Genomic DNA, 25,145 nt, shown 5'->3' on the forward strand with positions numbered 1-25,145 from the left:
TGGGGGGACGGTGCGGCGCGGGGCGGAGGATACCCGCGTCCGGCGTTCGCTTCTCCCCGCGGCGGGGCGCTTCCCCGCCGGCGCGTCACTTCTCCGGCAGGGCCTTCGGAAACTTCCGCTTGATTGCGCCCTCCAACGCCTTCTTCACCCCCCCGCCCAGCAGGCCCGTCAGCGCCGGGACGTCGCCCTCGGCGTGGATGTGCTCCGCGTCGACCTGCATCGACACCCACATCCCTGGTCCGATCAGCTTCACCCGGCGGCGGTCCTCGCCCCACTCCACTCCCCGGACGAACCCGCCGAACTTCGCCGTCACCTCCGCCACGGTCTGCGAAAGCTGCTCCTCGGCCTCCGCGAGGGTGGCTCCGTGCTTCATGGACAGGTTGACGAGCGGCATGGCGGGGGGGCCGAGGGCGAACGTGATCCCGGAAACGCCCGCGAAACCGCAAGCGGAGCGGATTCTACCGCCCCCGCATCAGCCAGAGAACGAGCGCCCCGCCGACGACCAGCGTCGCCCCCTCGCCCCAGGCCCACCAGGCGGGCATGCCGCTGAAGAGGTCCACGGTGGTGAAGGCCGGCCCGGCGACGATCATCAGCCCGCCGTACAGCCGCAGCCAGCCGGCGAACTTGCGGAGGTCGCCGGCGGCGTAGATCAGCAGGCCGCCGTGGAAGGCGTACAGCAGGCTGGCGCTGCGGGCGAGGTACTCCGCGATCGGCTCCTCCGGGAAGGGGCCGCCGAGCAGCGCTTCGTGCCCCTCCTCCAGCCAGCGCCGCGGCCCGAAGGCGAACAGCAGTGCCGTGAGGTTCAGGCACCCGGCGGCCCGCAGCAGCAGGGAGACGATGCGATCAGTCATGCGGTGCGCCTCGCCTGTGAGCCCGGCGCGCAAGCTCCGGCCATGCGTCGATGCGGTTTCCGAACTGAGGACTCACTTCGCTCGTCGGCCGAAGCTCGCGCTTCGGGCTCACTCCTCGTAGTGCCAGGTCAGCCCGCCGTCGACGAAGTAGCTGCTTCCAGTGACGAATCGGGCCTCCTCGCTGGCGAGGAAGGTGACGATGCCGGTGACGTCGTCGGTCTCGCCGATCCGGCCCAGCGGGGTCTGGGCGAGCAGGTCCTTGATCCGTTCCTTGTTCGACAGCAGCGGGGCGTTGATGGGCGTCTTGATCGCGCCCGGGCAGACGTTGTTGACCGTGATCTGCTTGTGGCCCAGTTCCACGGCCAAGCCGCGGCAGAGCAGTTTCAGCCCGCCCTTGCTGGCGCAGTAGGCGGCGTGCAGCGGGAAGGGGATCTCCTCGTGCACGCTGGACATGAAGATGATCCGCCCGCCGACGCCCTCCGCGTCGAACCGCTTCGCCATGTGCTTGGCGGCGGTCTGGGCGGCGAAGAAGGCGCCCTTCAGGTTGATGTCCATGATCCAGTCCCAGTGCTCCTCGTCGATTTCGAGCACGGGGGTCTCCTTCTCGACGCCGGCGTTGGCGACCATGATGTCGATCCGGCCGAACTCCTCGACGGTCTGATCGACGAGTCTGCGGACCGCGGAGACGTCGGCCATGTCCGCCTGCACGACGAGCCCGCGGCGACCGGCGGCCTCGACCGCCTTGAGGCACTCCGCGGCCTCGTCGGCGCTCTTGCGGTAGTTGATCACCACGTCCGCCCCCTCCCGGGCGAAGCGTTCGGCGACGGCCCGGCCGATGCCGGTGCTGCTGCCGGTGACCACGGCCACCTGGTCTTTCAAACGCATCGGGGCTCGACTCCGGTCGCTGTCGTATTCGCTGGGCGGGGGGAAGCGGAGAGTCTACGTCGGCCGGCGGCGGGGTGCATCCGACCGCACCCGCCGACCTCGACCCGCCGCCCCGGCGAGTCTCGGGCCGGGACGTGCGCCGTAAACGCACAACCCCGCCCGCGGCTCGAAAGCCGCGGGCGGGGTGGCGGGGAACGGGGGAACCGTCCGGTCGAAGGAACTCAGCCGGAACTCAGTAGCGCCAGGTGACGCCGACGTCCCAGTTGGTGAAGTACAGCTGGCTCCGCTCGTCCGAATCGCTGTCGACGAAGGGGTTGCCGCTGTTCGCCTCACGCCACTGCATGGAGTCCAGCGGACGGCTGACCTCCCAGAAGCTCGTCACGCCGAGCCCCGCGGTGAACCGGGCCTTCTTCAGGAAGCCGACGCGGTTGACGATCGGGACGTAGGGGAAGAGATTGAACTCGCCGCGGAGGTTGGCGTCGACGAACGGGCTGAAGCGGCCGTGCTCCTGCTGATCGTTGAACGCCATCAGGTCGCCGGTCGTGTGCTGGTTCAGGTTGAAGCCCTCGCCGGACACGCTGATCTCCTCGTGCAGCACTGCGACGCCCGCCTTCACGTGGCTCCGCACGCTCAGGAACTTCCCGTCGACGTCCCCGTGCAGGCCGAACTGCGGACCGAACAGGTAGGTCGTCACGTCGTTCCGCAGATGGCTCTGGTAGGGCAGCGTCTCAACCAGGCCGGTACCGAGCGTGGTGAGCGGCACCGAGCCTGTCGGGTCGACGATTAAGGGGGGAGTCGGCAGGGCGGGGGAGACGTTGTTGGGCGGCGTCGCGGCGCCGTCCAGTTCACCGAAGTTATCGGTGATGTAGATCGCCCCGGTGTCCAACCCGTTGAAGGTGTAGGTCTCGTCAATGTAGTTGAGCCGCAGACCGGCCGACGGGCGGAGTTTGAACGGACCCTTTCGGACCATGGGGGTGAAGATGTACGAAAACTCCGTCCCCAACTGCTCGCCGGCGAACTTGTGCTCGTACAGCAGGTCGTAGGTGAACGCCGCCAGTGTGGCGTCGTACGACTCGAGTCCTGAGATGGCGGCGGTGGTGGTGAGGCCGGTCACCAGGTTCGGTTTGTTGATGACCGTCCCGAACAGGTCCGGGTTCGCATCGACCACAATCACGCCCAACGGCGAGGGCTGGGTCCGACGATCCGGGCGAAGGGCCGGCGTGCCCAGTCCGCCGCCGATCGTGTTGTCGGGAAGGTTGGTCAGGTAGTCGTAGTACCGCCGGGCGTTGCCTTCGTCGCCGCGGGAGTAGACGTCCGGCTGCTCCGAAAGCCAGTCGGCGGACCACTCGAACCCGCTGCCGTCGGCTTCTTCCCAGCCGAACCGCAGCCGGATGCCGGGGTTGTCCGCGTCTTCATAGCGGGTGCCGATCAGCTGGTCGTAGTTCGGCAGCAGGTTCCTGGCGTCGTATTCGGGGTCGAAGATGGCGCCGTTCAGCGGAACGAAGCCGAACGCGTCGAAGATCACGCCGTTGTCGTCGGTGATATCCGGGTCCCCGATCGTCCCGGCGGCGCCGAGGTCGATGAAGGTGATGCCGTTGACCGCCGTCGTGATGGTATCGACGTCGTCGTCGTAGAACGGCGCCAGCCGGGGCGAGTTCGCGATCAGCCCGGTCGTCGGATCGATCTCCTGGATCACCGCGAGGCCGAAGTAGTTCAGATCGGTCCCGTTCAGGATGACCGCGTCCTTCACCCACGGGATCTGAAAGATCGGTCCGGTGAAGTCGATCGTGCTCGCGTCCAGCGTGGGGTTGTTAAATCCGCTGGAGCGGATGTACGGCTGCTGGAGTTCCTCGAAGGCTTCGATGATGTCCCGCCGGGCACCGATGGTGACCCGGTTCGCGGCTTTGAACTTACCCTGCATGTAGCTGGCGCCGCCGAAGTAACGGCGGGGCGAGTTGTTCGCCGTGCGCTTCCACAACCCGCCGTCGTTGAAGAACTGGTCGAATTTGTGGTCGTACGGGCTGATCCGCGGGTACGGCCGGAGAGAGTTCGGCAGCAGGTTCGGACCACCCGGGGGGCCACCGTATCCCGGCGGGGGCGCCATGCCGGGGCCCATGCCCGGACCCATCCCCGGACCCATACCGGGGCCCATACCGGGGCCCATCGGCACGCGTCCCGGGCCGCCCGTACCGTGGGCGTTCGCCGGCGAGTGCATCCCGGGAGGCAGCGCCTCGTTCAGGGCGTCCGGCCCGGCAAAGGGCATCGCCCCCTGCGGCACGGAGTACGTCTGCCCCGGAACCGGCTCCACGCCGGGGGTGACCATGGGGTAGTTTTGAGCGAAGCCCACGCCGGTCGGGGCGGCGGCGGCGGCGACGCCCGCGGCAGCCGACAGCAGTGTGCCCCGGAGTCTGTTCCGCATCGATTCGTCCCTGACTCGATTCCCGGCGAACCCCCGGCGGAAAGCCCGAGGTCCACGTCGGTCGGTGTCGCACAGCACGACTCCGAACCACCGACGCGGCCCCACGCAGCGCGGGGGGGGTGTGAGGGTCGTATCGGCCGCTCCGGCCGGCGTTCTGTACCGGTTGTCCGGTTTTCCGCGGGAACACGGGTTGCCCGTCCGGAATGATGCTGCCTCCGATGCGAATTGGGCCGTTCGACGCCGCGCGCGAAGGCTTCGCCGTCGCAGCTTCGCCGGGCCGTTGAGGGCCGCGGCCCCCGCGACTACGGTGCCCGCCCGTCCCGCACTCGCTTCTGACCGCTCCCGTTTCGGACCGCTCGATGTCCCGCCCGCGGTTGTTGCTCACGCTGGGAGACGTCGCCGGCGTCGGCCCGGAGGTCGCCGCGGGCGCCCTGCGCCACGCCCACACCGCCGCCTGTTGCCGGCCGGCCGTGATCGGAGACGCCGCGGTCCTCCGCCGCGCGTTCGCCCTGCCGCCGGCCGTCCCTCCTGCCGGGCAAGCCGCGTCGGACGGGGGGGGCGACCTGCGTATAGAAGAGGTGAAGGACCCCGCGGCGTTGTTCGACGGTCCGGCGGGCGTCGTGCGCTGCTTCGATCCCGCGGACGGCCTCGCCCGGGACGTGCGGCCGCGGGAAATCAGCGGAGCGGCGGGCAAGGCGGCGCACGACTGGCTCGTGGCCGCCGCGGACCTCTGCCTCGCCGGGGCGGCGGAGGGGATCGTCACGGCTCCGCTCAACAAAGCCGCCCTCGCCGCCGGCGGGGTCAAGCACCCCGGGCACACGGAGATCCTCGCCGAACGCTGCGGCCGACCCGGCGAGCCGGCGGAGGTCCGCATGACGCTGCACCTGCCCCCCGGTCCGGCGAACTCCGCCGACTTTCCCCTCGGCCCGGACGGCCTCACGGTCGCCCACGCCACGCTGCACACCTCGATCGCCTCCGTCCCCGGCCTGCTGACCGCCGACCGGGTCGAAGGGACCGCCCGGCTGCTCGACGTCTTCCTGACCCGCATCGCCGCCGGCCGTCGCCGGATCGGCGTGTGCGCCCTCAACCCGCACGGCGGGGAGGGGGGGCTGTTCGGGGGGGAAGAAGAGGAGACGATCGCCCCCGCCGTGGAGCGCCTGCGGGCCAAGGGGCTGGACGTGCACGGTCCCATCCCCGCGGACACGCTGTTCCGACAGGCCGCCGCCGGGGCGTTCGACGCCGTGGCCGCGATTTACCACGATCAGGGCCACATCGCCCTGCGGCTGATCGGTTGGGGCCGGGCGGTGAACGTCACCCTCGGCCTGCCGATCGTGCGAACCTCCCCCAGCCACGGCACCGCCTTCGACATCGCCTGGACCGGCGCCGCCGATCCGGAGGGGATGATCGGGGCGATCGAGGTCGCGGCGAAGCTCGCGGCGCTCGGAGAGCCGCATCCCGAGAGGCGGGAAACAACGTGAGCGGCGTTGCCGCCCGCCCTTGGTTTCCAGTCTCCTGTCCCTAGAGATTTCGTCCCTGAACCGCCCGGCCCGTGTCTGACGCCCGCCCCACCACCCTGCTCCTCATCCGTCACGGCGCCACGGAGGCGAACGAGCGGGTGCCGTACATTTTGCAGGGGAACGGTATCGATCTGCCGCTCTCCGAGACCGGACGGGCGCAGGCGGCGTCGGTGGGAAAGTTCCTCGCGGACGTGCCGATGACGGCGGTCTACTCCAGCGGGATGGTGCGGGCCAACGAGACGGCCGCGGCGATCGCGGAGCCGCACGGGCTGGAGGTCCGCACCGCGGAGGGCATCCACGAGGTGAACGTTGGCCGCTGGGAGGGAATGAACTGGGGCGACATCGAGTCGGCCCACCCCGCCGAGTTCGCCGCATTCCGGGCGAACCCCGGACATGTCGCCTACCTGCACGGGGAAAGTTACGCCGCCGTGCTGGCCCGGGCGGCGCCGGCGTTCGCCGAGCTGCTGATCCGGCACGCCGGGGAGCGGTTCGCGGTCGTGGCCCATAACGTGGTGAACCGGGCCTACCTCGCCGCCCTGCTGGGCATGCCGCTGGACCGGGCCGCGGACCTGCGGCAGTCCAACGCCTGCGTGAACGTGATCACCCACGTCGACGGCCAGGCCCCGCGGGTGGAGTCGGTCAACCAGAACCGGCACGTGCCGGGGGCGTGGGACTGAGCGGGCGGTTGCCCCTGTCGTGCGTTGCTTGGGGCGCGGGGAACGGGTCTGGCATTGGGATGGGGAGGCGCCCTATGACCCGGCGCCCCTCCGCGAAGGACCCGCGCCTGATGCCCCCCGCGACCCGCCCGACCGCCCCGTTGTTCTCTGCCGGACGTTCCGTCGTCGTGCGGTCGGCGTTGGGCGTCGCCTGCATCGCGGTCTGCTCCGCGGCGCTGACGGCCCAGGAGAGCCCGGCCCCGCAGCGCCCGGACCCGCAGGCGATGCGGGTCGACGCCGTCTCGCCGGCGCTGCAGGCCACCCTGCAGGCGTGGTACGACGCCACGAAAGACGTTCAGAAGCTGGAGGGCAGCCACATTCAGGTCCTCTCCGACGACTCGTTTCGGACCGAAGCGCATAGCGTCGGCAAGTTCTTCTACGAAGGACCCGATAAGGGGCGGATCGACCTGGACCCGCGGCCGGAATCGCAATGCCGCCCCCGCGCTCGAGGTGCCCAGGCCCCCTACGAGGTGACGGCTGGGGAGGTGAAGAAGTGGGTCTGCGACGGCACGAAGCTGATGCAGATCGACGAGGCGAAGAAGGAGGTGACCGTTACCGAGATCCCCCCGCAGCACCGCGGCGAGAACATCATGAACGGTCCGCTGCCGTTCCTGCTCGGCATGCCGCCGGAGGTGGTCAAGCGGCGGTTCAAGATCAGCTTCCCGCCGAACCACGAGCCGCCCGCCGCCGACATGCAGCGTTGGCTGGCCGACCCGAACAGCACCGTGATGCTCAAGGTCCTGCCGTTGCAGAAGCAGGACGCCCAGAACTGGAGCGAAGCCTGGGTCGAGCTGTCGAAGCCGGATTTCCTCCCGAAGAACGTCAAGCTGTACGCCCCCGGCGGCGGCAGCGACACGATGTATCAGTTCCACGATCTGAAGACGAACGACGAACGCGGCCTGATCCGCAAGCTGTTCGGTCAAGGCGATCCGTTCCAGCCGAACCTGCGCGGCTATAAGGCCATCCCCATGAACGTCGCCGGCGGGCCGGCCCCGGCCGGGGGTGACGGGGCGCCGCAGGGGCCGGGCATCGTTCCGCAGCCGATGCCGCAGGTGGTTCCCTCCGTGGTCGGTCTGCCGCACGCCACCGCGGAGAAACTGCTGGTCGCCCGCAACTACGCGGTGAAAAAGTACGCCGGCGATCCGACCGAGACGAAGGCCCTCGTCGGCAAGGTGCAGGTCCAGCAACACGAGGGCGGTACGAAGCTCCCCCCCGGGGAAACCGTCGGGCTGAAAATCTGGATCGCCGCCCCCGCGATTCGTCAGGCCGCCGCCGCGGAGTGAGGTTCCCCCCGGGGAACGGCCGGTCAGTGCCGATCTGAACAGCGGCGCCGGTTCTGACGGCGATCTAATGTGCGCCGGTCATGCCGGCTGAATCGCCCGACGCTGCCCGTTTCCATCGCGTCCACCGCGACCGCCCCGCCTTCAGCCCGACCCGGGCGGAGGGCGGGGCGGTCGCCGTTTTGGCCGTCGCCCTGCTGACGGCCGCCGGGTTCGCCGCCCGGCCCGGCGAAGATCCCACGCCGCACGCCGCCGCGGCCTGCCGCCTCGACGTGAACGCCGCCGCCCCGGCGGAGTGGGCGCTGCTGCGGGGCGTCGGCCCGGTGCTGGCGGACCGGATCGTGCAGGACCGCGTCGTCCGCGGCCCGTTCCGGGCGCCGCCGGACCTGTTGGCGGTGAAGGGGGTCGGGCCGAAGACGTTCGCCCGGCTCGAACCGCACCTCCGGTTCCCCGCGCCGACCGCCCCGGCGCCGCACGCCCCGGGACCGCCGCCGCTTGCCGGACCGGCGCTCGCCGCCCGCTGACGCCGCGTTCGTCCCGGCTTTCTTGGTCCGGCCGCAAGCCGGGTGGTACCATTGAACGCCGCCCGTCCCGCTGTTCAGAGTCCGCAACCCGCCATGGCGTCCGATCACGCCCCACCTTCCGACAAAGACCGGGAGATCGCCAAGAAGAGTTGGCAGCACGGTAACGGGGCGCTGTCGAAGCAGAACTTCGATCTGGCGATCCAGATGTACTATCAGGCGGCCACGAAGGATCCCGGCAACCTGCTGTACCGCCAGAGCCTCCGCGGGGCGGAGCGGAAGAAGTACAACGACAACGGCACCGGCGCCTCCATGAAGGGCGTGAAGCTGATGGGCGTGAAGGGCCGCATCAAAAAGGCCCGCGGCAAAAGCAACTGGGCCGAACTGGACGGCGCCGCCGAGGAGGGGCTGAAGATCGACCCGTGGGATACGGAAATGAACCTCGCCGTCGCCGACGCCGCCGAGGCCCGCGAGCACTTCGAAGTCGCCAAGTTCGCCATCGACGCCGCCCTCGCCCGCAATAAGCAGGACGTCAAACTGCTCACCCGGTACGCGAACCTGCTGGAAGAATTAGAGGAGTTCGAGCCGGCCCTGGTGCTGTGGGGGCAGATTAAGAAGCTCACGCCGGACGACCCGAACATCGACCGGAAGATGACGCAGATTCACACCAGCAAGATGATCGCCAAGACCGGAGCCGACGAGGGCAAGGGCACCAAGGCGATGCAGCAGGAGGCGACCGCCTACGACGAGGCCAGCGGCTTGGCGCCGTCGGCCGACGGCCCGGGGCAGGACCCGGAGTCGGACCTCCGCCGCCAGATCCGCAAGCAGCCGGAGGACCCCAACCCCCGCGTCCGCCTGGCCGACCTGCTGTTCAAAAAGGGCAAGCTGAAGGAGGCCGCCGTCACGATGAAGGAGGCCGCGGAGCTCTCCGGCGACCTCTCCATCAAGGAGCGCTACGAAGACATGATGCTCGCCGATCTGAAGGCCGAGGTGGACGCCTCCAAGCAGAAGGCCCGCAAGCTCAAGGACGAAAAGCGGCTGGAGCGGGCGAAAAAGCACGAGGCCCAACTCACCGAAAAGGAAATCGAGATCCTCACCCGCCGGGCGGAGAACCATCCGAAGAACATGCGGGTGAAGTACGACCTCGGCACCCGCCTGCTGGCCCGGCGGGAAGTCGCTCAGGCGATCCCGTTGCTCCAGCAGGCGACGACCGACAACCGTCTGGAGAGCGACGCCCGGGTGAGTCTCGGCGAGGCGTTCCTGCTGGACGGCAAGCGGCCGCTGGCCAAGCGGCAGTTTTCCAACGCGCTGGAGAAGATCGACGTGCAGGACCAGTCGGACCTGTTCTGCAAGTGCCACTACGCCCTCGGCCGGCTGGCCGAGGAGGCGAAGGAGTTCCGCGAGGCGGAGCGGCACTACAGCGAGGTGCTGGGCGTCGACTACGGCTACCGCGACGCCAACGAACGGCTCACGGGGCTCGCCGGCGAGGATTGACTCCGGCGAGGAGGAACGCCGGCGAACCCTGCGGCGTCGCTCCCCCGCGGCCCGGCCGTTACTTGATCTCTTCGCCCCAGTATGCGGCGGCGAACTCCAGGTAGCGGTCCCAGTCGAATCGCTCCAGCCCGTGTCCGCCCGGCCGCAGGTGGGAGCCCCGCCGGCCCCGGACGACCGTCCCGCCGACTTCCGGCCGATCCTCCGGTCGCAGCGCCGGGTCGCCGAACAGTTCGAAGGCCGGGTTCGCCTCCACGAGGCTCAGGAACTCCCCCCGCGGATCGGCCCAGGCGTCTTCGGCGGCGCTGGCCACATAGACCGCCCGCGGGGCGACCGCGGCGGCGAGCATGTGCTGATCGATCGGCAGCGCGTCTTCGTTGCCGTTGTAGGCGTCGAACTGCGGGCAGAACCAGTGGGGGAAGCTGGAGTTGATCCGGGCGACCGTTTCGCCGAACCGGCGCCGGCTCAGCGCCGCCCCGCCGCACCCGCTGTTGTTGGAGATGACAATTGAGAACCGATCGTCTCGCACCCCGGCCCACCAGGCCGCCTTGCCCGCCCGGCTGTGACCCAGCACCGCGACCCGCCCGGCGTCCAGATCCTCGGCCTGTTCGCAGTAGTCCACGAAGCGGCTGGCGGCCCAGCCCCACGCCGCCAACGCTCCGCAGCCGTCGAGCGGCCGTTCGCCGTCCATCCCGTAGGCCTTCAGCAGCTTGGAGTCGAACCGGGTTTTGTCGTCCGGGGCGACGTCGTCCACATACACCACTGCGACGGCGTACCCCGCCGCGGTGATCGGTCCCCACGGGCAATAGCCGCGCTCGGGCTCGTCCGGCGCGATGGGATCCTTGGACCGCGGGGTGTAGCGAATCAGCGCGAACGACCCGACCGGCTTCTTCGCCGAGGCCCCCGCCGGCAGGAAGACTTCCACCTCGTGCGTGAAGGGGCCGCTCGGAGTCTGGTTGGTGATCGTGACGGTCCGCCACTCCACCTCCCGCCCGTCGCCGGCGTCGACCGTCTTGGAGCGGGTCTCGAAGGTGACCTTCTCCGGCGCCGGCGGGGCGACGCCGTAGACGTGCTGCTCGAACAGCCGCACGATCTCCGCCCGGCGCCCCGGCCAGTCCTCGGGCGAATCGGCGTCGCCCAGCACGTCCGGCAGGGTGTAGTCGGGCACCTCCGCCTCGTCGTAGTTGAACTCCGGCGGGGCGGCGAGGGCGGCGAGCAACATCAGGGCGGTCATCGGCGGCGATTGCGTGGCGGGTCGAAAAGAAAGCGAGCGAAGGGCGGTCGGGCGGGGGTCAGTCGCCCGAGCCGTCGGCCGGGGGCGGATCGTCGGTCCAAACCTCCTTGGCGAACCTCAGAAACCGGGCCCAGTCCTCGGCCAGCAGGTCGTGCCCGCCGGGCCGCAGGTGGTAGCCCCGGCGGCCGCGGACGATCGAGCCGCCGACGGGCGGGAAATCCGCCGGCGTCAGCGCGGGGTCGCCGAACAGTTCGAAGGCCGGGTTCGCCTCCACGAGGCTCAGGAACTCACCGTACGGGTCGGCATTCAGGTCGCGGGCGGCGCTGGCGGCGTAGACCGCCCGCGGGGCGATCGCGGCGGCGAGCAGGTGCTGATCGACCGGCATCCGGCCCTCCTCAAACGTGCCCTTCGGCCCGCCGTAGCCGGCGTAGCGGGGGCAGAACCAGTGCGGGCGGACCTCCGTCAGCAGTCCCACCGTCTCCCCGTACTGCCGCCGGGAGAGCGCCGCCCCGCCGCACCCGCTCTCGTTGCTGATCACGACGGAGAACCGCGGATCCCGCGCCCCCGCCCACCAGGCCGTCTTGCCCCCGCGGCTGTGGCCGATCACCGCGACCTTCGTCGCGTCGATGTCCGGCGACCGCCCCGCGTAGTCGACGATCCGGCTGGCCCCCCAGGCCCAAGCCGCGATGTTGCCGGGGGCGTCGGCGGCCCGTCCCTCGTCCACCCCTTCGGGAAGGCCGTAGGCCGCCAGCAGCTTCGTCTGGAACGTCGCCCGGTCGTCCGGCGCCAGCTCGCCCGCCGGCAGCACCGCCGCGGCGAAGCCCGCCTTCACGATTGCCTTCCAGGGGAAGAAGTCGGTGTCCTCCCAGGGGAACGAGTCGGTCCGCCCGTCCTTCGCTCCCAGTTTCTCCATCCGCGCCGGGTGGGCGATGACGACGAACAGCGGAACCGGGGTCTCCAGCGTCGCCTCCCGCGGCAGCACGATCGTGAACGGGAACGAAAACGGCCCCGTCGGCGTCTCGCAGGTGAACCTGACGGTCCGCCACTGCTCGGCCACCCGCTCCCCGGTCCCGCGGTCTTGCTGGACCATGCCGTTGCTCTTGAAGGTCATCTTGTCCGGCGCCGGCGGGGCGACGCCGTAGACGTGCTGTTCGAACAGCCGCACGATCTCCGCCCGCCGGGCCGGCCACGCTTCCGGCGAGTCCGCTGCGCCCAGCACGGGCGGCAGCGTGTACTCGGGAAGCTCCTCCTCCCGGTAGTAGTACCGGGGGGTCGCGGCGGACATCGACTCCACCAGCGCCGGGTCGGGGAACGGTTCGGCGGCCTCCGCGGGCGGGGCCCCGGCGGCGAGAAGAAGCAGCGCGGCGAGCATCGGACGCTTTCGGGCGGGGTTGGCGGGCGGGGGTCGTCAGCCCTCCGAGTCGTCTCCGTCAGCGGACTCAGGGGGCTGACGCCCCCCGCCCGCCGACGGGGATCTCCACTTCCGCGCGGTACAGACGCTCCACGTCGGCCCGGGTCGCGGTGATGGAGCGGGCGAAGCCGGTGGCGGTGCGGACGTATTCCAGCGACCCCGCGGTCTGCGGCGCCGCGTGCAGCCGTTCGGCCAGCCAGCGGCGGTCCTCCGGCGACAGGGCGCCGCACTCGTCGTCAAACCGGGTGCGGAGCTCCATCACCAGCGTTTCCAGCCGCGGATCGTACTGCTTCAGGGAGGCCATGGCCGCAGTCTACCCGGATCCTCACTTCTCCTCCCACACGCCCGCGGCGAAGGACAGGAACTGCATCCAGTCCGACCGCTCCAATCCGTGTCCGCCCTCGCGGAGGTGGTAGCCGCGGCGATCGGTCACGACCTGTTCGCCCGCGGCGGGAGACTCGTCTTCGGTCAGCTTCCGATCGCCGAACAGTTCGAAGGCCGGGTTCGCCTCCACCAGGCTCAGGAACTCTCCGCGCGGGTCGGCCCAGCGGTCCTCGGCGGCGCTGGCCACGTAGACCGCCCGCGGGGCGACCGCGGCGGCGAGCATGTGCTGATCGATCGGCAGCGCGTCTTCGTTGCCGTTGTAGGCGTCGAACTGCGGGCAGAACCAGTGGGGGAAGCTGGAGTTGATCCGGGCGACCGTCTCGCCGAACCGGCGCCGGGACAGGGCGGCGCCGCCGCATCCGCTGTTGTTGGAGTACGCGATCGAGAACCGCGGATCGCGGGCCGCAGCCCACCACGCCGCCTTCCCGCCGCGGCTGTGGCCGACGACGGCGACGCGGCTCGCGTCTAGGTATTCGGACTGCGCCGCGTAGTCGATCACCCGGCTGGCTCCCCAACCCCACGCCGCCAACGCCCCGCAACCGTCGGCAGGGCGGTCGCCGCCGTTCGAGGCCCGATCCCACCCAAGGGCGGCGAGCAGCTTGGTGTCGAAGGTCTCCTTATCGTCCGGGGCAAGCTCCGCGGCCGGCAGGGCCACCGCAGCGAACCCGGCGGCGGTGATCGCCTCCGAGGGGAAGAAGTCGCTGTCGGAGAGGTCGTCGCCCAACTGGTTCATCCGGGCCGGATGCACGATCAGCACGACCACCGGCGCCGGGTTCTCCTTCGTGGTTCCGTTCGGGACGGCGATGCGGAAGGGGAACGAGGATTCTTTCCCGTCGCCCAGGTCGCACTCCGCCCGGACCTGCCGCCACCAGGCGCCGCCGGGGCCGGCCTCCTCCGTCTCCTCAAACGTCACCTTCTCCGGCGCCGGCGGGGCGACGCCGTAGACGTGCTGCTCGAACAGCCGCACGATCTCCGCCCGGCGCCCCGGCCAGTCCTCGGGCGAGTTCGCCTCGCCCAGCACGTCCGGCAGGGTGTAATCGGGCACCTCCGCCTCGTCGTAGTTGAACTCCGGCGGAGCGGCGAGGGCGGCGAGCAACAGGGCGGCGAGCATGACGACAGGCGGGGCGTGGGGGCGGGACGGGAACCGGCGCGGCGGGGAAGCGGGGTCAGGGCGGGGACGGTTCGGCGGTCTCCACCCCGCGGACCCAGGCGGGCACGGACGCGGCGGGCGGTTCGCTCGGCACGTCGAAGCGGGCGGGGAAGGCGCCCGGCGGCGGGCCGTCCGGCCGGCGCCAGGGGAAGGAGACGCCCCGGTCCGGCTTCAGCGGGAGCGTCTCGCCGCCGGTCTCCGCCAGCAGGGCGAACAACTCCGCCCGCAGGCGGGTCACGGTTTCCTGATGGGCCGGGTCGGCGATCAGGTTGACGGTCTCGTGCGGGTCGGCGTGTCGGTCGAACAGCTCGTCCGTGTCCCAAACGCCGTGGTAGCGGACGTACTTCCACCGCTCGCCGATCACCGCGTGCGTCGTGGGCGTGTGGGGGTAGTTCCACTCCCACAGGTATTCGTACAGCACGGCCTCCCGCCACTCGGCCGCCTCCCCCTTCAACAGGGGGAGGAAGGAGCGGCCGTCGCAGGGCGTGTCTTCCGGCCACGGCACGCCGCAGGCGTCCAGCAGGGTGGGGGCGAGGTCGATGCTGGCGACCGTCTGCTCCACCGTCGAACCGGCCGGGATCGCCGCGGGCCAGCGGACGAGCAGCGGGATGCGGACGCTGGCCGCGTAGGCGGTCCGCTTGTCGATGAGGCCCTGCTCGCCGAACTGGAAGCCGTTGTCGCCGAGGTAGACGACGATCGTGTTCTCCGCCTGCCCGCTCTCTTCCAGCCAGTCCGTCAGCCGGCCGGTCGTCTCGTCGAGGGCGAGGATCGCCTCGCAGTACCGACGGTGATACGCCGCGAGATCGAAGGCGTTTTCGTCGGCGACGTTCCCGCCGGCGGCGTTCTCCCCGGACTGGGGCAGGTTGTAGGCGAAGCCGACGCCGTGCCGGCTGTTCCGCTGGTCCCGCAGCCAGCGGGGGCGGGCGCCGGTGGGGGCGTCGGTGGGGTGGAAGCTGGGCGGCGGGGACCAGGGGGCGTCGGCGTAGGTCCCGCGGTGGCGGTCGGCGGGGACGAAGTCGCTGTGGACGGCCTTGTGGGAGAGGTACATCAGCCACGGCCGCTCGCCCTGGCGCTTCCCCAACCAATCGAGGGCGAGGTCCGTCAGTTCGTCCGTGATGTAGCCCCGCTGCGGAGCCTGCGTCCCGTTGACGTTCAGCATGCCGTCGCTGTTTTGCGGCACCTTGCGGCTGGTGCCGCGGCCGTCGGGGAAGTACGTGCCCTGACCGCGGAAGCTGATCCAGTGATCGAAGCCCGGTTGCGGGGCGTCCGTGTCGCCCATGTGCCACTTGCCGACGAACGCCGTCTCGTATCCCGCCGCCTGGAGGTGCTTCGGGAACCAGACGAGGCCGTCGGCGGGCGGGTTGTAGTTGTCCGTGACGCCGTGGGTGTGGGCGTAGAGCCCGGTGAGGATCGACGCCCGGCTGGGGCTGCACAGGCTGGTCGTGACGACGGCGTTCGCACAGTGGGCTCCGCGGGCGGCGAGGGCGTCCAGGTGCGGCGTCTTGAGGAACGGGTGCCCGAGGAAGCCGAGGGCGTCGTAGCGGTGATCGTCCGCGAGGATCACCAGCACGTTCGGCCGCTCGACTGGCCCGATCGCGGCGGGCATCGGGGCTCCCCCGAGCAGCAGGGCGGCGAGCAGCGCGGGCATCGGAACAATCGGAGGGGACAGGCGAGCCGAGCGAGGATAGCCGCGGTCCGTGTTTGCTCGCACCCGTGGCCGGCGGCATCATCGACGTTCTCACTGCACCCGTTCGGGACGCTCTCAAACATGTTCGCTTCGCTGCCGCTCGCCGCGGCCCTGCTGCTCGCCGCCCCGCCGCCGGGGGACGGGTTCGCCGTCGGCGATCCGCCGACCGTGGCCGGCCGCACCGCGGAGCGCTGGGCCGCGGACCTCTCCGACGAGAACCGCATCGTCCGCAATCGGGCGGTTCTCTCCCTGCGGGCCTTCGGGGCCGCCGGGGCGCCGCACCTCGCCGAGGCGCTGCGGCATGAGGACGAAGCGATGCGGTTCTGGGCCGCCGAGGGGCTGGGAATGACCCCGGCCGCCCGCGCCGCGAAGGAGGCGTTGTCGGCCCTGCGGACGATGCTGCAGGAGGGCGCCGTCGCCGAACGCCTGGCCGCCGCGTTCGCCGTCGCCCGGCTGGGAGAGCCGGAGCGGGCCGTGCCCGTATTGGTCGAAGGGCTGAAGCACCCCAGCCGCGGGGTGGCGGTGACCTCCGCGGACTTCCTCGCCCGCCTCGGCGCCGCCGCGGCCCCGGCGGCGGACGCTCTGCGAGAGGCCGCGGAGAACCATGAGGATTACCACGTCCGCTATCGCTCCGCCCAGGCCCTCGCCGCCGTGACCGGATCGGCCCCGACGAAGGAACAGAAATGAACCGGTCCCTGCCGTTTCTCGCCGCCCTGCTGTCCGCCGCGGCGCCCTCTTTCGCCGGAGAGGCTGCGGCCGCCCATCCGAACATCCTCTGGATCAGCGCCGAGGACATCGGGCCGGAGCTGGGCTGCTACGGCGACGAGTACGCCACCACGCCGACGCTCGACGCCTTCGCCGCGGAGGGAGCCACGTTCACCCGCTGCTTCGCCAACGCCGGCGTCTGCTCCGTCGCCCGGAGTTGCATCATCACCGGGATGTACCCCGTCTCCATCGGCTCGCAGCACATGCGCAGCGACGTGGTCCCCCCGCCGGAGGTGAAGTGCTTCCCGGAGTACCTCCGGGCCGCCGGCTACTACACGACGAACCGCTCCAAGACGGACTACAACTTCCCGGCCCCCCCCAGCGCCTGGGATGAGAACGGCGAGGACCACCAGGACTGGGCCGGCCGGGCGAAGGGGCAGCCGTTCTTCTCCGTGATCAACTTCACGATCAGCCACGAGAGCAAGGTCCGCGACCCCGATCTGCGGGCGAACATGGACAAGCTGCTCGGCAAAGCCCGCCACGACCCGGCGACCGTCCCGCTGCCGCCCTACATCCCGGACACCCCCGAGGCCCGGGCCGATCGGGCCCAGTATTACGACGTGCTGACGTTGCTCGACCGGGAGGTGAAGAAGGTTCTGGACCGGCTCGAAGCCGACGGTCTGGCCGACGACACGATCGTGGTCTTCTGGGGCGACCACGGCGTCGGCCTGCCGCGGGCCAAACGCTGGGTCTACGACAGCGGGCTGCGGGTGCCGATGATGATCCGCTGGCCGGGCGCGATTCGTCCCGGCACACGCATCGACGAACTGGTCAGCTTTGTCGATTTCGCCCCCAGCACCCTGGCGATGGCCGGCGTCGGCGTGCCGAAGCACATGCAGGGCCGGGCGCTGGCCGGGCCCCACCGCGACGACCCGCGGGACTACGTCTTCGCCCACCGCGACCGGATGGACGAGACCTACGACCTGATCCGGGCCGTGCGGGACAAGCGCTACAAGTACGTCCGCAACTTCATGCCGGAACGCAGCCGCGGCCAGAACCTCGTCTACATGGACATGGGCGGCACGATGCAGTCCATGCGCCGCCTGCACGCCGCCGGCAAGCTGAAGGGGGCGGAGACGCAGTACTTCGAACCGACCAAGCCGGTCGAGGAGCTGTACGACACGAAGACCGACCCGCATGAGATTCGCAACGTCGCCGCCGACCCGGCCCACGGCGACATCCTCGCCCGGCTGCGGGAGGAGTTGGAGGCCTGGCAGGTGGAGATCGGCGACCTCGGCATGCTGCCGGAGCCAGTGGTCATCGAAGAGATGCGCCCGGCCGGCGAGCGGGCCGTGACCGCGGCGCCCGCGATCACGCAGGAGCCGATCGAGGGCAGCGCCGGGCGACTGATGGTCACGCTCACCAGCGACACGCCCGGCGCCTCGATCGTCTACGGCCTCGGCGACGAACCGGCGATGAAGCGGCTGTATACGCAGCCTTTTGCCGTGGACGAGGGGACGAAGGTCTCCGCCCTCGCCTGTCGGTTGGGGTATCGTGACAGCCCGGTCACCGCTGCCGCGATTGAGACGCCCTGATGGCAACGCCCCTCGCCCCGCCGCCGCCCGAGGTCGCCTCCGGAGCCGCGATCGGTCCGAACTCCAACGGGATGTCGATGACGACCGAGGAGTTCGACGCCGTCCGGTACGAGGACTGCGACCCCGGCTTCCGCTACGAGCTTGTCCGAGGCGTCTTAATCGTGAGCCCGATTCCGAAGAATCCTCACGAGGCGATGATCGACGACCTCGGCTTCCGAGTGGAAAAGTACCGCCGTGAACATCCTGACGGCGCCGCGTGCGACGGCACGTTGCCGGGGCGTTACGTCGAAACGTTTATCGGCCGCCGGATCGCCGACCGGGTCGTCTGGTGCGGGCTCGGTCGCGATCCGAACCATGCGGAGGACGTTCCCACGATCGCGGTCGAAATCGTCTCCGAACGCACCCGGGACCGGCGGCGCGAGTATCTGGAGAAACGGGCCGAGCACCGCGACGCCGGCGTTGCGGAGTACTGGATCGTGGATCGGTTCGCGCGGACGGTGACGGTCGTGGAGTCGTCCGGGACGGAGCGGGCGATCGGCGAGCAGGACTCGCTGACCTCCCCCCTGCTGCCGGGCTTCTCGATCACGCCGCTGGATCTGTTTCGGGAGGCGGAACGCTGGGGCAGTTGAGCCGGTCCCCGCCGGCCCTTCCCGCGCGCGGTTCGGGGCCGTACACTCCCGGTTCGCCGAGCCCGCGGCCTGTGCCGCGGGCTCTTTCTCTAGGCCCGGGACGCGCTCCGCCCGGTCGCGGCTAACCCCTGAGTGATTGTGTCTGAGTCAAATACGGCCCGCCGGCAGGACGTTCGCAACGTGGCGATCATCGCCCACGTCGACCACGGCAAAACCACCTTGGTCGACGCGCTGCTCCGGCAGAGCGGCGAGTTCCGCGAGGGCACCCTCGGCTCCGATCTCGTGCTCGACAGCAACGATCTGGAGCGGGAACGCGGCATCACGATCCTCTCCAAGAACATCTCGCTGCCCTACAAGGGTTGCCGGGTGAACATCATCGACACCCCCGGCCACGCGGACTTCGGCGGGGAGGTGGAACGCGTCCTCCGGATGGCCGACGGGGCGCTGATCCTCGTCGACGCCTTCGAGGGACCCCGGCCGCAGACCCGGTTCGTCGTCGGTAAGGCGCTGGAGGTCGGCCTGAAGCCGATCGTCGTCGTCAACAAGATCGACCGCCCCAACGCCCGGCCGGAGGAGGTGCTCAGCGAAACGTTCGACCTGTTCGCCGAACTGGGCGCCGACGACGAAACGCTGGACTTCAAGTACCTCTTCGCCAGCGGCATGGAGGGCTACGCCAGCGACGACCCCGAGGCCCGCAGCGGCACGATCGCCCCGATCCTGGACGCCGTGTTGGAGCACATCCCCGGCCCGGAGATCGACCCGGACGGCCCGCCGACCGTGATGGTCACCAGCCTGACCTACAGCGAATACGTCGGCCGCGTCGCCACCGGCCGCATCGTGTCCGGCAAGTTCAAGCCGGGGCAGCGGGTCGTGCTGAGCCGGGCGAACGGGTCGCTCACGCCGGCGTCGATCACCACGGTGGAACTGTTCGACCGCCTCGGCCGGGTCGAGGTGCCGGAGGCGACCGCCGGCGACATCGTCGCGCTGACCGGCCTGCCGGACCCGCAGATCGGCGACACCGTCAGCGATCCCGAACGGCCCAACGTGCTCCCCCGGCTCGCGGTGGACGAGCCGACGCTGAGCATGCTGTTCACGATCAACTCCTCCCCGCTCGCCGGGCAGGACGGCAAGTACGTGACCAGCCGCAACCTGCGGGACCGCCTCCAGCGGGAACTGCAGTCCAACGTCGCCCTGCGGGTCGAGGAAACCGGCGACAAGGACAGCTTCAGCGTCGCCGGCCGCGGCGTGCTGCACCTCGCCATCCTCATCGAAACGATGCGGCGGGAGGGTTACGAACTCTCCGTCGGCGCCCCGCGGGTCATCGACAAGGAAGTCGACGGCAAGCGGCACGAACCCTACGAGCACCTCGTCATCGACGTCCCCGCCGAGGGCGTCGGCGGGGTGATGACGCTGGTCGGCGACAAGCGCGGCCAGCTCTCGGAGATGTCCGCCGGCGCCGGCGGGCTGACCCACCTGGAGTTCCACATCCCCGCCCGCGGCCTGATCGGCCTGCGGACGCGGCTGCTCAACGCCACCCGCGGCGAGGCCGTCATCCACCACCGCTTCGACGGCTACCGCCGCGCCGACGCCGAGGTCCCCGGCCGCAAGAACGGGGTGCTGGTCAGCCAGATCGCCGGCAAGGCGGTCGGCTACGCCCTGTTCAAACTGCAGGAGCGGGCCGAGATGTTCGTCTCCCCCGGCGAGCCCGTTTACGAGGGGATGATCATCGGGGAGAACAGCCGGGACAACGACCTGGTTGTGAACCCCATTAAGGAAAAGAAGTTGACGAACGTCCGCTCCAGCGGCACGGACGACGCGATTCTGCTCAAGCCGCCGCGTCAGATGACGCTCGAATCGGCGCTGGAGTACATCGCCCAGGACGAGCTGGTCGAGGTGACCCCCAAGGCGATCCGCCTGCGGAAAAAGCACCTGACCGAGAACGCTCGCAAACGCGACAAGAGCCGCGCCGCCGGCGGGTGAGGCGGCGTTCAAGTCCCCCCTCTCCCCCTTTTGGGGGAGAGGGGCCGGGGGTGAGGGGGCAGCGACGCCCGATGACTCAAAACCTGCCGCCGCTCACCCGGCCGTCGGATGCGGGTAAGGGTGCCTCACCCTCACCCCCCAACTCCTCTCCCTCAAGGGAGAGGGGAGTACGACGAGCTCACTCCACCACGTCCGGTTTCGTGATCTTCTCGATCCGCGGTTCCTGGCCGCCGCGGAGGACGCTGTTGCCCTCGAACAGCGTGCGCTGGTCGATCGGCAGCGGGTTGAGCCAGTCGTCGGCGCTCATCTGGCCGCTCTGGCCATAGGCGGCGAGGGCGTTTTCGTAGGTCGTCGCCGTGATGGCCGCGTCACTGATGCCGCGTTCCTTCATTAGCCGGGCCGTCTTCGGCACGGCCAGCGGGTCGCTGACGCCCCAGTCGGCGGCGCTGTCGATGATGATCCGCTCGCTGCCGTACTGCTCCACGACGGCGCACATGCGGGCGCTGCCCATCTTGGTGTGCGGGTAGATCGTGAACGCCGCCCAGTAGCCGCGGTCCAGCACCTCGCGGACCGTCTCCTCGTTGTTGTGGTCGATGACCACCTTCTCCGGTGGGAAGCCGTGGTCTTCCAGCACGTCCATCGTGCGGGTCGTGCCCCGCTTTTTGTCGCGGTGGGGGGTGTGAATCATGATCGGCAGGTCGACCTCCTGCGCCATCTCGATCTGCTTGCGGAGGGCGTCCTCCTCCGCGGCGGACTGGTCGTCGAAGCCGATCTCGCCCACGGCGACCACGCCCTCTTTCGCCAGATAGAGCGGCATCAGGTCCAGCACCTCCTCGGCGAGTTCCGGCTTGTTGGCCTCCTTGCTGTTCAGACCGATGCAGCAGTAGTGCCGCACGCCGAACTGGGCCGCCCGGAACCGCTCGAAGCCCACGAGCATCGAGAAGTAATCCTTGAAGCTCCCGCTGTTCGTTCGCGGCTGGCCGAGCCAGAAGGCCGGCTCGATCACCGCCACCACCCCGGCGGCGGCGATCGCTTCGTAATCGTCCGTCGTGCGGGAGACGCAGTGGACGTGGGGGTCGATATACATGGGGTCGCCTCGGGTGCGCGTGGCGTTAGTCGCCCTCTTCAAGAGGGCGGCTAACCGTTCAACAGGTCGATCAGGTCCGCCGGCACGTCCCGCCCCGCGGCCCGGCGTTCGTCGGCGTAGCCGTGCAGCATCACGGCGAGGTCCCGGTTCATCCGCTCCCGCAGGCCCACAATCGGCTGGACCGACGAGCCGATGAACAGCGCCTTGAGCACCATCTGGTTCCAGCGGGCGTCGTTGAAGTGATGCTGCGGGAAGGGGTTGTCGTGGGCGATCGCCTCGAACACGCCCTTCACGTTCGTCCGCAGCCCGTCCGCGGCCCGGTCGGCAAGTTCGTGCGGGAAGGGGAGCAGCGGCAGGGCCCGGTACAGTGCGATCTGTTCCCGCACCTCCGCGGCGTCGACCAGCTTGTCGTACGCCGTCAGCCAGCGATGTTCGTCCTCGGTCGGGAAGGCCTGCAACAGCACGATGCGGGCCGCCTGATCGACGGACCAGCCGGGGAAGCGGGCGTCGTTCAGCTCCGCCTTGCCCACCTTGCGGGGGGCGAGTCCGAAGCCGAGGAACAGCGCCCGCTCGTCGCCGGCGGCGACCTTTTCCTGTTGCGCATCCAGCCACGCCGCCGCATCGGCGGACAGGTGCGGGGCGAGGGCGGCGGGGAGGTCGGGGACGGTCACAACATCAGTTTAGACGGATGGAACCGCGACCGTCAGGGAGTCGGCTCTGGCGGGGTCCGGACGCGGAAAGAGCCGGCTTCCTGACGGTCGCGGTTCTCTCTGTGAGTCAATACGCCCCACCGACGTCGCTTTTCGCCTCGAAGCCTTCGAAGTCCGTCTTCTCCGCGACCTGGCGGATCGTGCGGGCGTCGGCTTCCTCCTTGAGCTTGGCGATCGCCTCCTCCAACGGCATCGCCCCGAGGTCGCCGTCGATGCGGTCCCGCACGGCGACGGCCCCGGCCTCCGCCTCCTGCGGGCCGACGACGAACATGTACGGGATCAGATCGAGCTGCGCCTCGCGGATCTTCGCCTGCAACTTGGCGTCCTGCAGGTCGGTCGTCGCCCGGAAGCCGGCGGCCTTCAGTTTCTCCGTCACCTCGGCGGCGTAGTCGTTGCTCTTCTCCGACAGCGGCAGCACGCGGACCTGCTCCGGGGCGAGCCACAGCGGGAAGGCCCCGGCGAAGTGTTCGATCAGCACGCCGACGAACCGCTCCATCGAACCGAACGGCGCCCGGTGGATCATCACCGGGCGGTGAGGCTTGTTGTCGGAGCCGATATATTCGAGCTCGAACCGCTTCGGCAGGTTGTAGTCCAGTTGGACGGTGCCGAGCTGCCACTCGCGGCCGATCGCGTCCCGCACCTGGAAGTCCAGCTTGGGGCCGTAGAAGGCCGCTTCGCCGGGGCTTTCGACGTACTCCATGCCGGACTTCTGGAGCACCGACCGCAGCGTGGCCTCGGCGGCGTCCCAGTCTTCGTCGGAACCGATATATTTGTCGCTGCCGGGGTCGCGCAACGACAGTTCGACGCGGTAGTCGTTCAGGCCCACCGCTTCGAGGACTAATTTGACCAGGTCGACGGTCTCGGAGAACTCGTGCTCGACCTGCTCCGGCGTGCAGAAGATATGGGCGTCGTCCTGCGTGAGCCCGCGGACGCGGAGCAGGCCGTTCAATTCGCCGCTCTGCTCGTGCCGATAGACGGTGCCGAACTCGGCGAAGCGAATGGGCAGTTGTTTGTAGGACCGCGGCCGCGACTTATACATCATCGCGTGATGCGGGCAGTTCATCGGCTTGAGGAGGAAGCGATCGGTCTTCGCTTGCCACTCCTCCAGCATTTGCCGTTTATCGTTTGCCCCGGCTCCGATCTCATATTCCCCGTCGAAGCCGAGCTTCTGAGCCGCGTTTAGAAGTTCGTATTCCTGCATAAACGGGCCATCTTCCGGCACGCCGGCCCTGAGTTGCTCAACCATCTTGTCGACGATCGGCCCCGCCGGATGCTCATAAAGCGGCGGGAACTGGCTCTCTCGATAGAACGGAAAGTGCCCGCTGGTCTCGTACAGCTTCACGCTGCCGATATGCGGGCTATACACCGGGTCGTAGCCGCGGCGGATCAGTTCGTCCCGGAGGAACGCTTCGAGCGTGTACCGCAGCGTGGCGCCCTTCGGCAGCCACATGACCAGGCCCTGGCCGACCTCGGGGCTGATGGTGAACAGGTCCATCCGCTTGCCGATGACGCGGTGGTCCCGCTTTTTCGCCTCCTCCACCTGCGACAGATAGGCCTTCAACGCCTTTTTATCGAAGAAGGCGGTGCCGTAGAGCCGTTGCAGCGGGCGGCCGGACTGGTCGCCCTTCCAGTGGGCGCCGGCGACGCTCATCAGCTTGAACGCCTTGAGCTTCCCGGTCGTCGGGATATGCGGACCGCGGCAGAGGTCCACGAACTCCCCCTGCCGATAAAAGCCCAGCGTGGGATGCTCGGCGAGGCCCGTGTTGATGTGCTCGACCTTCAACTCCTGATTCATCCCGCCGACCAGTTCGACCGCTTCGTCGCGGGGCAGGTCGAAGCGTTCGAAGGCGAGTTTTTCGCCGGCGATCTTTTTCATCTCCGCCTCGATGGCGGGGAAGTCGGACTCGCTGATCGGCTCCTTCAGGTCGAAGTCGTAATAGAACCCCGTCGCCGTGGTCGGGCCGAAGGCGAGGCCCACGCCGTCGTGCAGGCGCATCACCGCCTGGGCCATGATGTGGGCGGCGCTGTGCCGGAGGACGGCGAGGCCCTCGGGGTCGCGGTCGGTGACCAGTCGCAGGTCGACGGGCTGGTCGCCGGTGGCGAAGTCGGCCAGCGGCCGGGCGGCGTCGACGAGGGCGCCGTTCACCTCCGCGACGACGACGGCCCGCATCAGGCCTTCGGAGATGCCGCCGGCGACGTCGAGGGCGGAGTCGGCGTCGCCGACGGAGAGGGTTTTGCCGTCGGGCAGGCGGACGGAGACGGTCATCGGAAGCATCCTGTGGGAAAACGCTCGCCGAGACGGGGGGCGAGCCGCGGGAACGATACCCCTGCTTCGCCGTCGCCGGTAGGCGGGGCGGGCGCTCAGGGACGCGCGCCGCCGACCGGCGACGGCGAACCTCTGCGGGGCTTTGCACCGGGCGGGGGCGTCGCTACACTCCCCGACCCATTTTCCGCGATTCGGTTCTGCGCCCCGCCCATGTCCACTTTGAAGAAAAACAAGCGGCTCAAGCGGGCCAAGCTCACGAAGCTGTACGGCGACCGGAAGCCCGGTCGCGGCAACTCGAAGGTCGAGTCCGGCAAGCCGAAGTACCTCGGCGGTAACGGCCGCAAGACCCGCTCGATCACCCACCGCCTGTTCAAACAGAACCTGCAAACCGTGCGGGTGATGGAAGACGGCGCCGTCGTCAAGCGGAAGGTGCCCGTCGCCCTGATCCGCAGCGGAGCGATCGAAAAGGCCGTCGTCCGCAAGGCCTTCTCCATCGACGAACACAACGTCGGCTGACGTTCGCTCGTCCCGTTCAAGCGCGTAACGCCGAGGCCCCGCGGGGCCTCGGCGTTACGCATGCGCCGATCGCTCTGAGCAGCGTCCCGGACCCTCGGAGGGTCCGGGACG

Annotated in this window: 22 protein-coding genes; 10 read left to right on the forward strand and 12 right to left on the reverse strand. The window is 69.7% G+C overall.

Features of this window, described 5'->3' with window-relative positions:
• Positions 1 to 85 precede the first annotated feature (85 nt).
• From CA12_RS15135 to CA12_RS22605, 4 genes are all read right to left on the reverse strand, one after another.
• A complete protein-coding gene (locus CA12_RS15135) occupies positions 86 to 394 on the reverse strand; it encodes a polyhydroxyalkanoic acid system family protein (RefSeq protein WP_145359869.1) in 309 nt (102 codons plus the stop codon).
• A gap of 64 nt (positions 395 to 458) precedes the next feature.
• Positions 459 to 851 carry a hypothetical protein gene (locus tag CA12_RS15140; RefSeq protein WP_145359870.1) on the reverse strand — a complete coding sequence of 131 codons (393 nt, stop codon included), beginning with the start codon at positions 849 to 851 and terminating at the stop codon, positions 459 to 461.
• Positions 852 to 959: 108 nt separating this feature from the next.
• The gene (locus CA12_RS15145; RefSeq protein ID WP_145359871.1) at positions 960 to 1,736 is read right to left on the reverse strand and encodes an SDR family NAD(P)-dependent oxidoreductase; all 777 of its coding nucleotides are present in this window, start codon (positions 1,734 to 1,736) and stop codon (positions 960 to 962) included.
• 232 nt (positions 1,737 to 1,968) lie between these two features.
• Complete coding sequence (locus CA12_RS22605; protein ID WP_207622015.1) at positions 1,969 to 4,155, reverse strand: hypothetical protein; 2,187 nt, start codon at positions 4,153 to 4,155, stop codon at positions 1,969 to 1,971.
• A 359-nt stretch (positions 4,156 to 4,514) separates the two neighbouring features.
• Between CA12_RS22605 and pdxA the strand changes: the two genes are divergently transcribed.
• The 5 genes from pdxA to CA12_RS15175 all read left to right on the forward strand — a co-directional run bounded on the left by pdxA (position 4,515) and on the right by CA12_RS15175 (position 9,683).
• Positions 4,515 to 5,633: a 4-hydroxythreonine-4-phosphate dehydrogenase PdxA gene (gene pdxA / locus CA12_RS15155; protein ID WP_145359872.1), complete on the forward strand. Its 1,119-nt coding sequence runs from the start codon at positions 4,515 to 4,517 to the stop codon at positions 5,631 to 5,633.
• Between the two features lie 71 nt (positions 5,634 to 5,704).
• Complete coding sequence (locus CA12_RS15160; protein WP_145359873.1) at positions 5,705 to 6,349, forward strand: histidine phosphatase family protein; 645 nt, start codon at positions 5,705 to 5,707, stop codon at positions 6,347 to 6,349.
• 110 nt (positions 6,350 to 6,459) lie between these two features.
• Positions 6,460 to 7,671 (forward strand): hypothetical protein, encoded by a 1,212-nt coding sequence (locus tag CA12_RS15165; RefSeq protein ID WP_145359874.1) that lies wholly within the window; start codon positions 6,460 to 6,462, stop codon positions 7,669 to 7,671.
• Positions 7,672 to 7,751: 80 nt separating this feature from the next.
• The gene (locus CA12_RS15170) at positions 7,752 to 8,192 is read left to right on the forward strand and encodes a ComEA family DNA-binding protein (protein ID WP_145359875.1); all 441 of its coding nucleotides are present in this window, start codon (positions 7,752 to 7,754) and stop codon (positions 8,190 to 8,192) included.
• Positions 8,193 to 8,285: 93 nt separating this feature from the next.
• Positions 8,286 to 9,683, forward strand: a complete 1,398-nt coding sequence (locus CA12_RS15175; RefSeq protein WP_145359876.1) for a tetratricopeptide repeat protein — start codon at positions 8,286 to 8,288, stop codon at positions 9,681 to 9,683.
• Between the two features lie 58 nt (positions 9,684 to 9,741).
• On the opposite strand, the gene CA12_RS15180 is transcribed toward CA12_RS15175, so the two are convergent.
• From CA12_RS15180 to CA12_RS15200, 5 genes are all read right to left on the reverse strand, one after another.
• Positions 9,742 to 10,914, reverse strand: coding sequence for a glucuronyl esterase domain-containing protein (locus tag CA12_RS15180; protein ID WP_145359877.1), 1,173 nt, complete (start codon positions 10,912 to 10,914; stop codon positions 9,742 to 9,744).
• A 58-nt stretch (positions 10,915 to 10,972) separates the two neighbouring features.
• Positions 10,973 to 12,286: a dienelactone hydrolase family protein gene (locus CA12_RS15185; RefSeq protein ID WP_145359878.1), complete on the reverse strand. Its 1,314-nt coding sequence runs from the start codon at positions 12,284 to 12,286 to the stop codon at positions 10,973 to 10,975.
• Positions 12,287 to 12,353: 67 nt separating this feature from the next.
• A complete protein-coding gene (locus tag CA12_RS15190) occupies positions 12,354 to 12,629 on the reverse strand; it encodes a hypothetical protein (RefSeq protein WP_145359879.1) in 276 nt (91 codons plus the stop codon).
• A gap of 21 nt (positions 12,630 to 12,650) precedes the next feature.
• Positions 12,651 to 13,820, reverse strand: coding sequence for a glucuronyl esterase domain-containing protein (locus CA12_RS15195; protein ID WP_145359880.1), 1,170 nt, complete (start codon positions 13,818 to 13,820; stop codon positions 12,651 to 12,653).
• Positions 13,821 to 13,875: 55 nt separating this feature from the next.
• Positions 13,876 to 15,507 carry a sulfatase family protein gene (locus tag CA12_RS15200; RefSeq protein ID WP_145359881.1) on the reverse strand — a complete coding sequence of 544 codons (1,632 nt, stop codon included), beginning with the start codon at positions 15,505 to 15,507 and terminating at the stop codon, positions 13,876 to 13,878.
• Positions 15,508 to 15,627: 120 nt separating this feature from the next.
• Here CA12_RS15200 and CA12_RS15205 point away from each other — a divergent pair, with 120 nt between their 5' ends.
• From CA12_RS15205 to typA, 4 genes are all read left to right on the forward strand, one after another.
• Positions 15,628 to 16,233, forward strand: coding sequence for a HEAT repeat domain-containing protein (locus tag CA12_RS15205; protein WP_145359882.1), 606 nt, complete (start codon positions 15,628 to 15,630; stop codon positions 16,231 to 16,233).
• Positions 16,230 to 17,846, forward strand: a complete 1,617-nt coding sequence (locus CA12_RS15210) for a sulfatase-like hydrolase/transferase (RefSeq protein WP_145359883.1) — start codon at positions 16,230 to 16,232, stop codon at positions 17,844 to 17,846. Before CA12_RS15205 ends, CA12_RS15210 begins: the two co-directional genes overlap by 4 nt.
• Positions 17,846 to 18,475, forward strand: a complete 630-nt coding sequence (locus CA12_RS15215) for a Uma2 family endonuclease (RefSeq protein ID WP_145359884.1) — start codon at positions 17,846 to 17,848, stop codon at positions 18,473 to 18,475. Before CA12_RS15210 ends, CA12_RS15215 begins: the two co-directional genes overlap by 1 nt.
• A 180-nt stretch (positions 18,476 to 18,655) precedes the next feature.
• On the forward strand, positions 18,656 to 20,455 hold the full coding sequence (gene typA / locus CA12_RS15220) for a translational GTPase TypA (protein WP_242687932.1): 1,800 nt from the start codon (positions 18,656 to 18,658) through the stop codon (positions 20,453 to 20,455).
• 178 nt (positions 20,456 to 20,633) lie between these two features.
• Here the strand turns inward: typA and CA12_RS15225 are convergent, their stop codons facing one another.
• From CA12_RS15225 to thrS, 3 genes are all read right to left on the reverse strand, one after another.
• Positions 20,634 to 21,542: a TatD family hydrolase gene (locus CA12_RS15225; protein WP_145359886.1), complete on the reverse strand. Its 909-nt coding sequence runs from the start codon at positions 21,540 to 21,542 to the stop codon at positions 20,634 to 20,636.
• Between the two features lie 50 nt (positions 21,543 to 21,592).
• Complete coding sequence (locus tag CA12_RS15230; RefSeq protein ID WP_145359887.1) at positions 21,593 to 22,213, reverse strand: EboA domain-containing protein; 621 nt, start codon at positions 22,211 to 22,213, stop codon at positions 21,593 to 21,595.
• A gap of 106 nt (positions 22,214 to 22,319) precedes the next feature.
• Positions 22,320 to 24,518, reverse strand: a complete 2,199-nt coding sequence (gene thrS, locus CA12_RS15235; protein WP_207622016.1) for a threonine--tRNA ligase — start codon at positions 24,516 to 24,518, stop codon at positions 22,320 to 22,322.
• A 210-nt stretch (positions 24,519 to 24,728) separates the two neighbouring features.
• Here thrS and CA12_RS15240 point away from each other — a divergent pair, with 210 nt between their 5' ends.
• Positions 24,729 to 25,034, forward strand: a complete 306-nt coding sequence (locus CA12_RS15240; protein WP_145359889.1) for a L28 family ribosomal protein — start codon at positions 24,729 to 24,731, stop codon at positions 25,032 to 25,034.
• Positions 25,035 to 25,145 lie beyond the last annotated feature (111 nt).

Source organism: Alienimonas californiensis, assembly GCF_007743815.1.
Lineage (GTDB): Bacteria > Planctomycetota > Planctomycetia > Planctomycetales > Planctomycetaceae > Alienimonas > Alienimonas californiensis.

Bases quoted from the DNA above. Each gene is read 5' to 3' on its own strand.
- CA12_RS15135 (WP_145359869.1), bottom strand. From the start codon at position 394: ATGCCGCTCGTCAACCTGTCCATGAAGCACGGAGCCACCCTCGCGGAG.
- CA12_RS15140 (WP_145359870.1), bottom strand. From the start codon at position 851: ATGACTGATCGCATCGTCTCCCTGCTGCTGCGGGCCGCCGGGTGCCTG.
- CA12_RS15145 (WP_145359871.1), bottom strand. From the start codon at position 1,736: ATGCGTTTGAAAGACCAGGTGGCCGTGGTCACCGGCAGCAGCACCGGC.
- CA12_RS22605 (WP_207622015.1), bottom strand. From the start codon at position 4,155: ATGCGGAACAGACTCCGGGGCACACTGCTGTCGGCTGCCGCGGGCGTC.
- pdxA (WP_145359872.1), top strand. From the start codon at position 4,515: ATGTCCCGCCCGCGGTTGTTGCTCACGCTGGGAGACGTCGCCGGCGTC.
- CA12_RS15165 (WP_145359874.1), top strand. From the start codon at position 6,460: ATGCCCCCCGCGACCCGCCCGACCGCCCCGTTGTTCTCTGCCGGACGT.
- CA12_RS15170 (WP_145359875.1), top strand. From the start codon at position 7,752: ATGCCGGCTGAATCGCCCGACGCTGCCCGTTTCCATCGCGTCCACCGC.
- CA12_RS15175 (WP_145359876.1), top strand. From the start codon at position 8,286: ATGGCGTCCGATCACGCCCCACCTTCCGACAAAGACCGGGAGATCGCC.
- CA12_RS15180 (WP_145359877.1), bottom strand. From the start codon at position 10,914: ATGACCGCCCTGATGTTGCTCGCCGCCCTCGCCGCCCCGCCGGAGTTC.
- CA12_RS15185 (WP_145359878.1), bottom strand. From the start codon at position 12,286: ATGCTCGCCGCGCTGCTTCTTCTCGCCGCCGGGGCCCCGCCCGCGGAG.
- CA12_RS15190 (WP_145359879.1), bottom strand. From the start codon at position 12,629: ATGGCCTCCCTGAAGCAGTACGATCCGCGGCTGGAAACGCTGGTGATG.
- CA12_RS15195 (WP_145359880.1), bottom strand. From the start codon at position 13,820: ATGCTCGCCGCCCTGTTGCTCGCCGCCCTCGCCGCTCCGCCGGAGTTC.
- CA12_RS15200 (WP_145359881.1), bottom strand. From the start codon at position 15,507: ATGCCCGCGCTGCTCGCCGCCCTGCTGCTCGGGGGAGCCCCGATGCCC.
- CA12_RS15205 (WP_145359882.1), top strand. From the start codon at position 15,628: ATGTTCGCTTCGCTGCCGCTCGCCGCGGCCCTGCTGCTCGCCGCCCCG.
- CA12_RS15210 (WP_145359883.1), top strand. From the start codon at position 16,230: ATGAACCGGTCCCTGCCGTTTCTCGCCGCCCTGCTGTCCGCCGCGGCG.
- CA12_RS15215 (WP_145359884.1), top strand. From the start codon at position 17,846: ATGGCAACGCCCCTCGCCCCGCCGCCGCCCGAGGTCGCCTCCGGAGCC.
- CA12_RS15225 (WP_145359886.1), bottom strand. From the start codon at position 21,542: ATGTATATCGACCCCCACGTCCACTGCGTCTCCCGCACGACGGACGAT.
- thrS (WP_207622016.1), bottom strand. From the start codon at position 24,518: ATGACCGTCTCCGTCCGCCTGCCCGACGGCAAAACCCTCTCCGTCGGC.
- CA12_RS15240 (WP_145359889.1), top strand. From the start codon at position 24,729: ATGTCCACTTTGAAGAAAAACAAGCGGCTCAAGCGGGCCAAGCTCACG.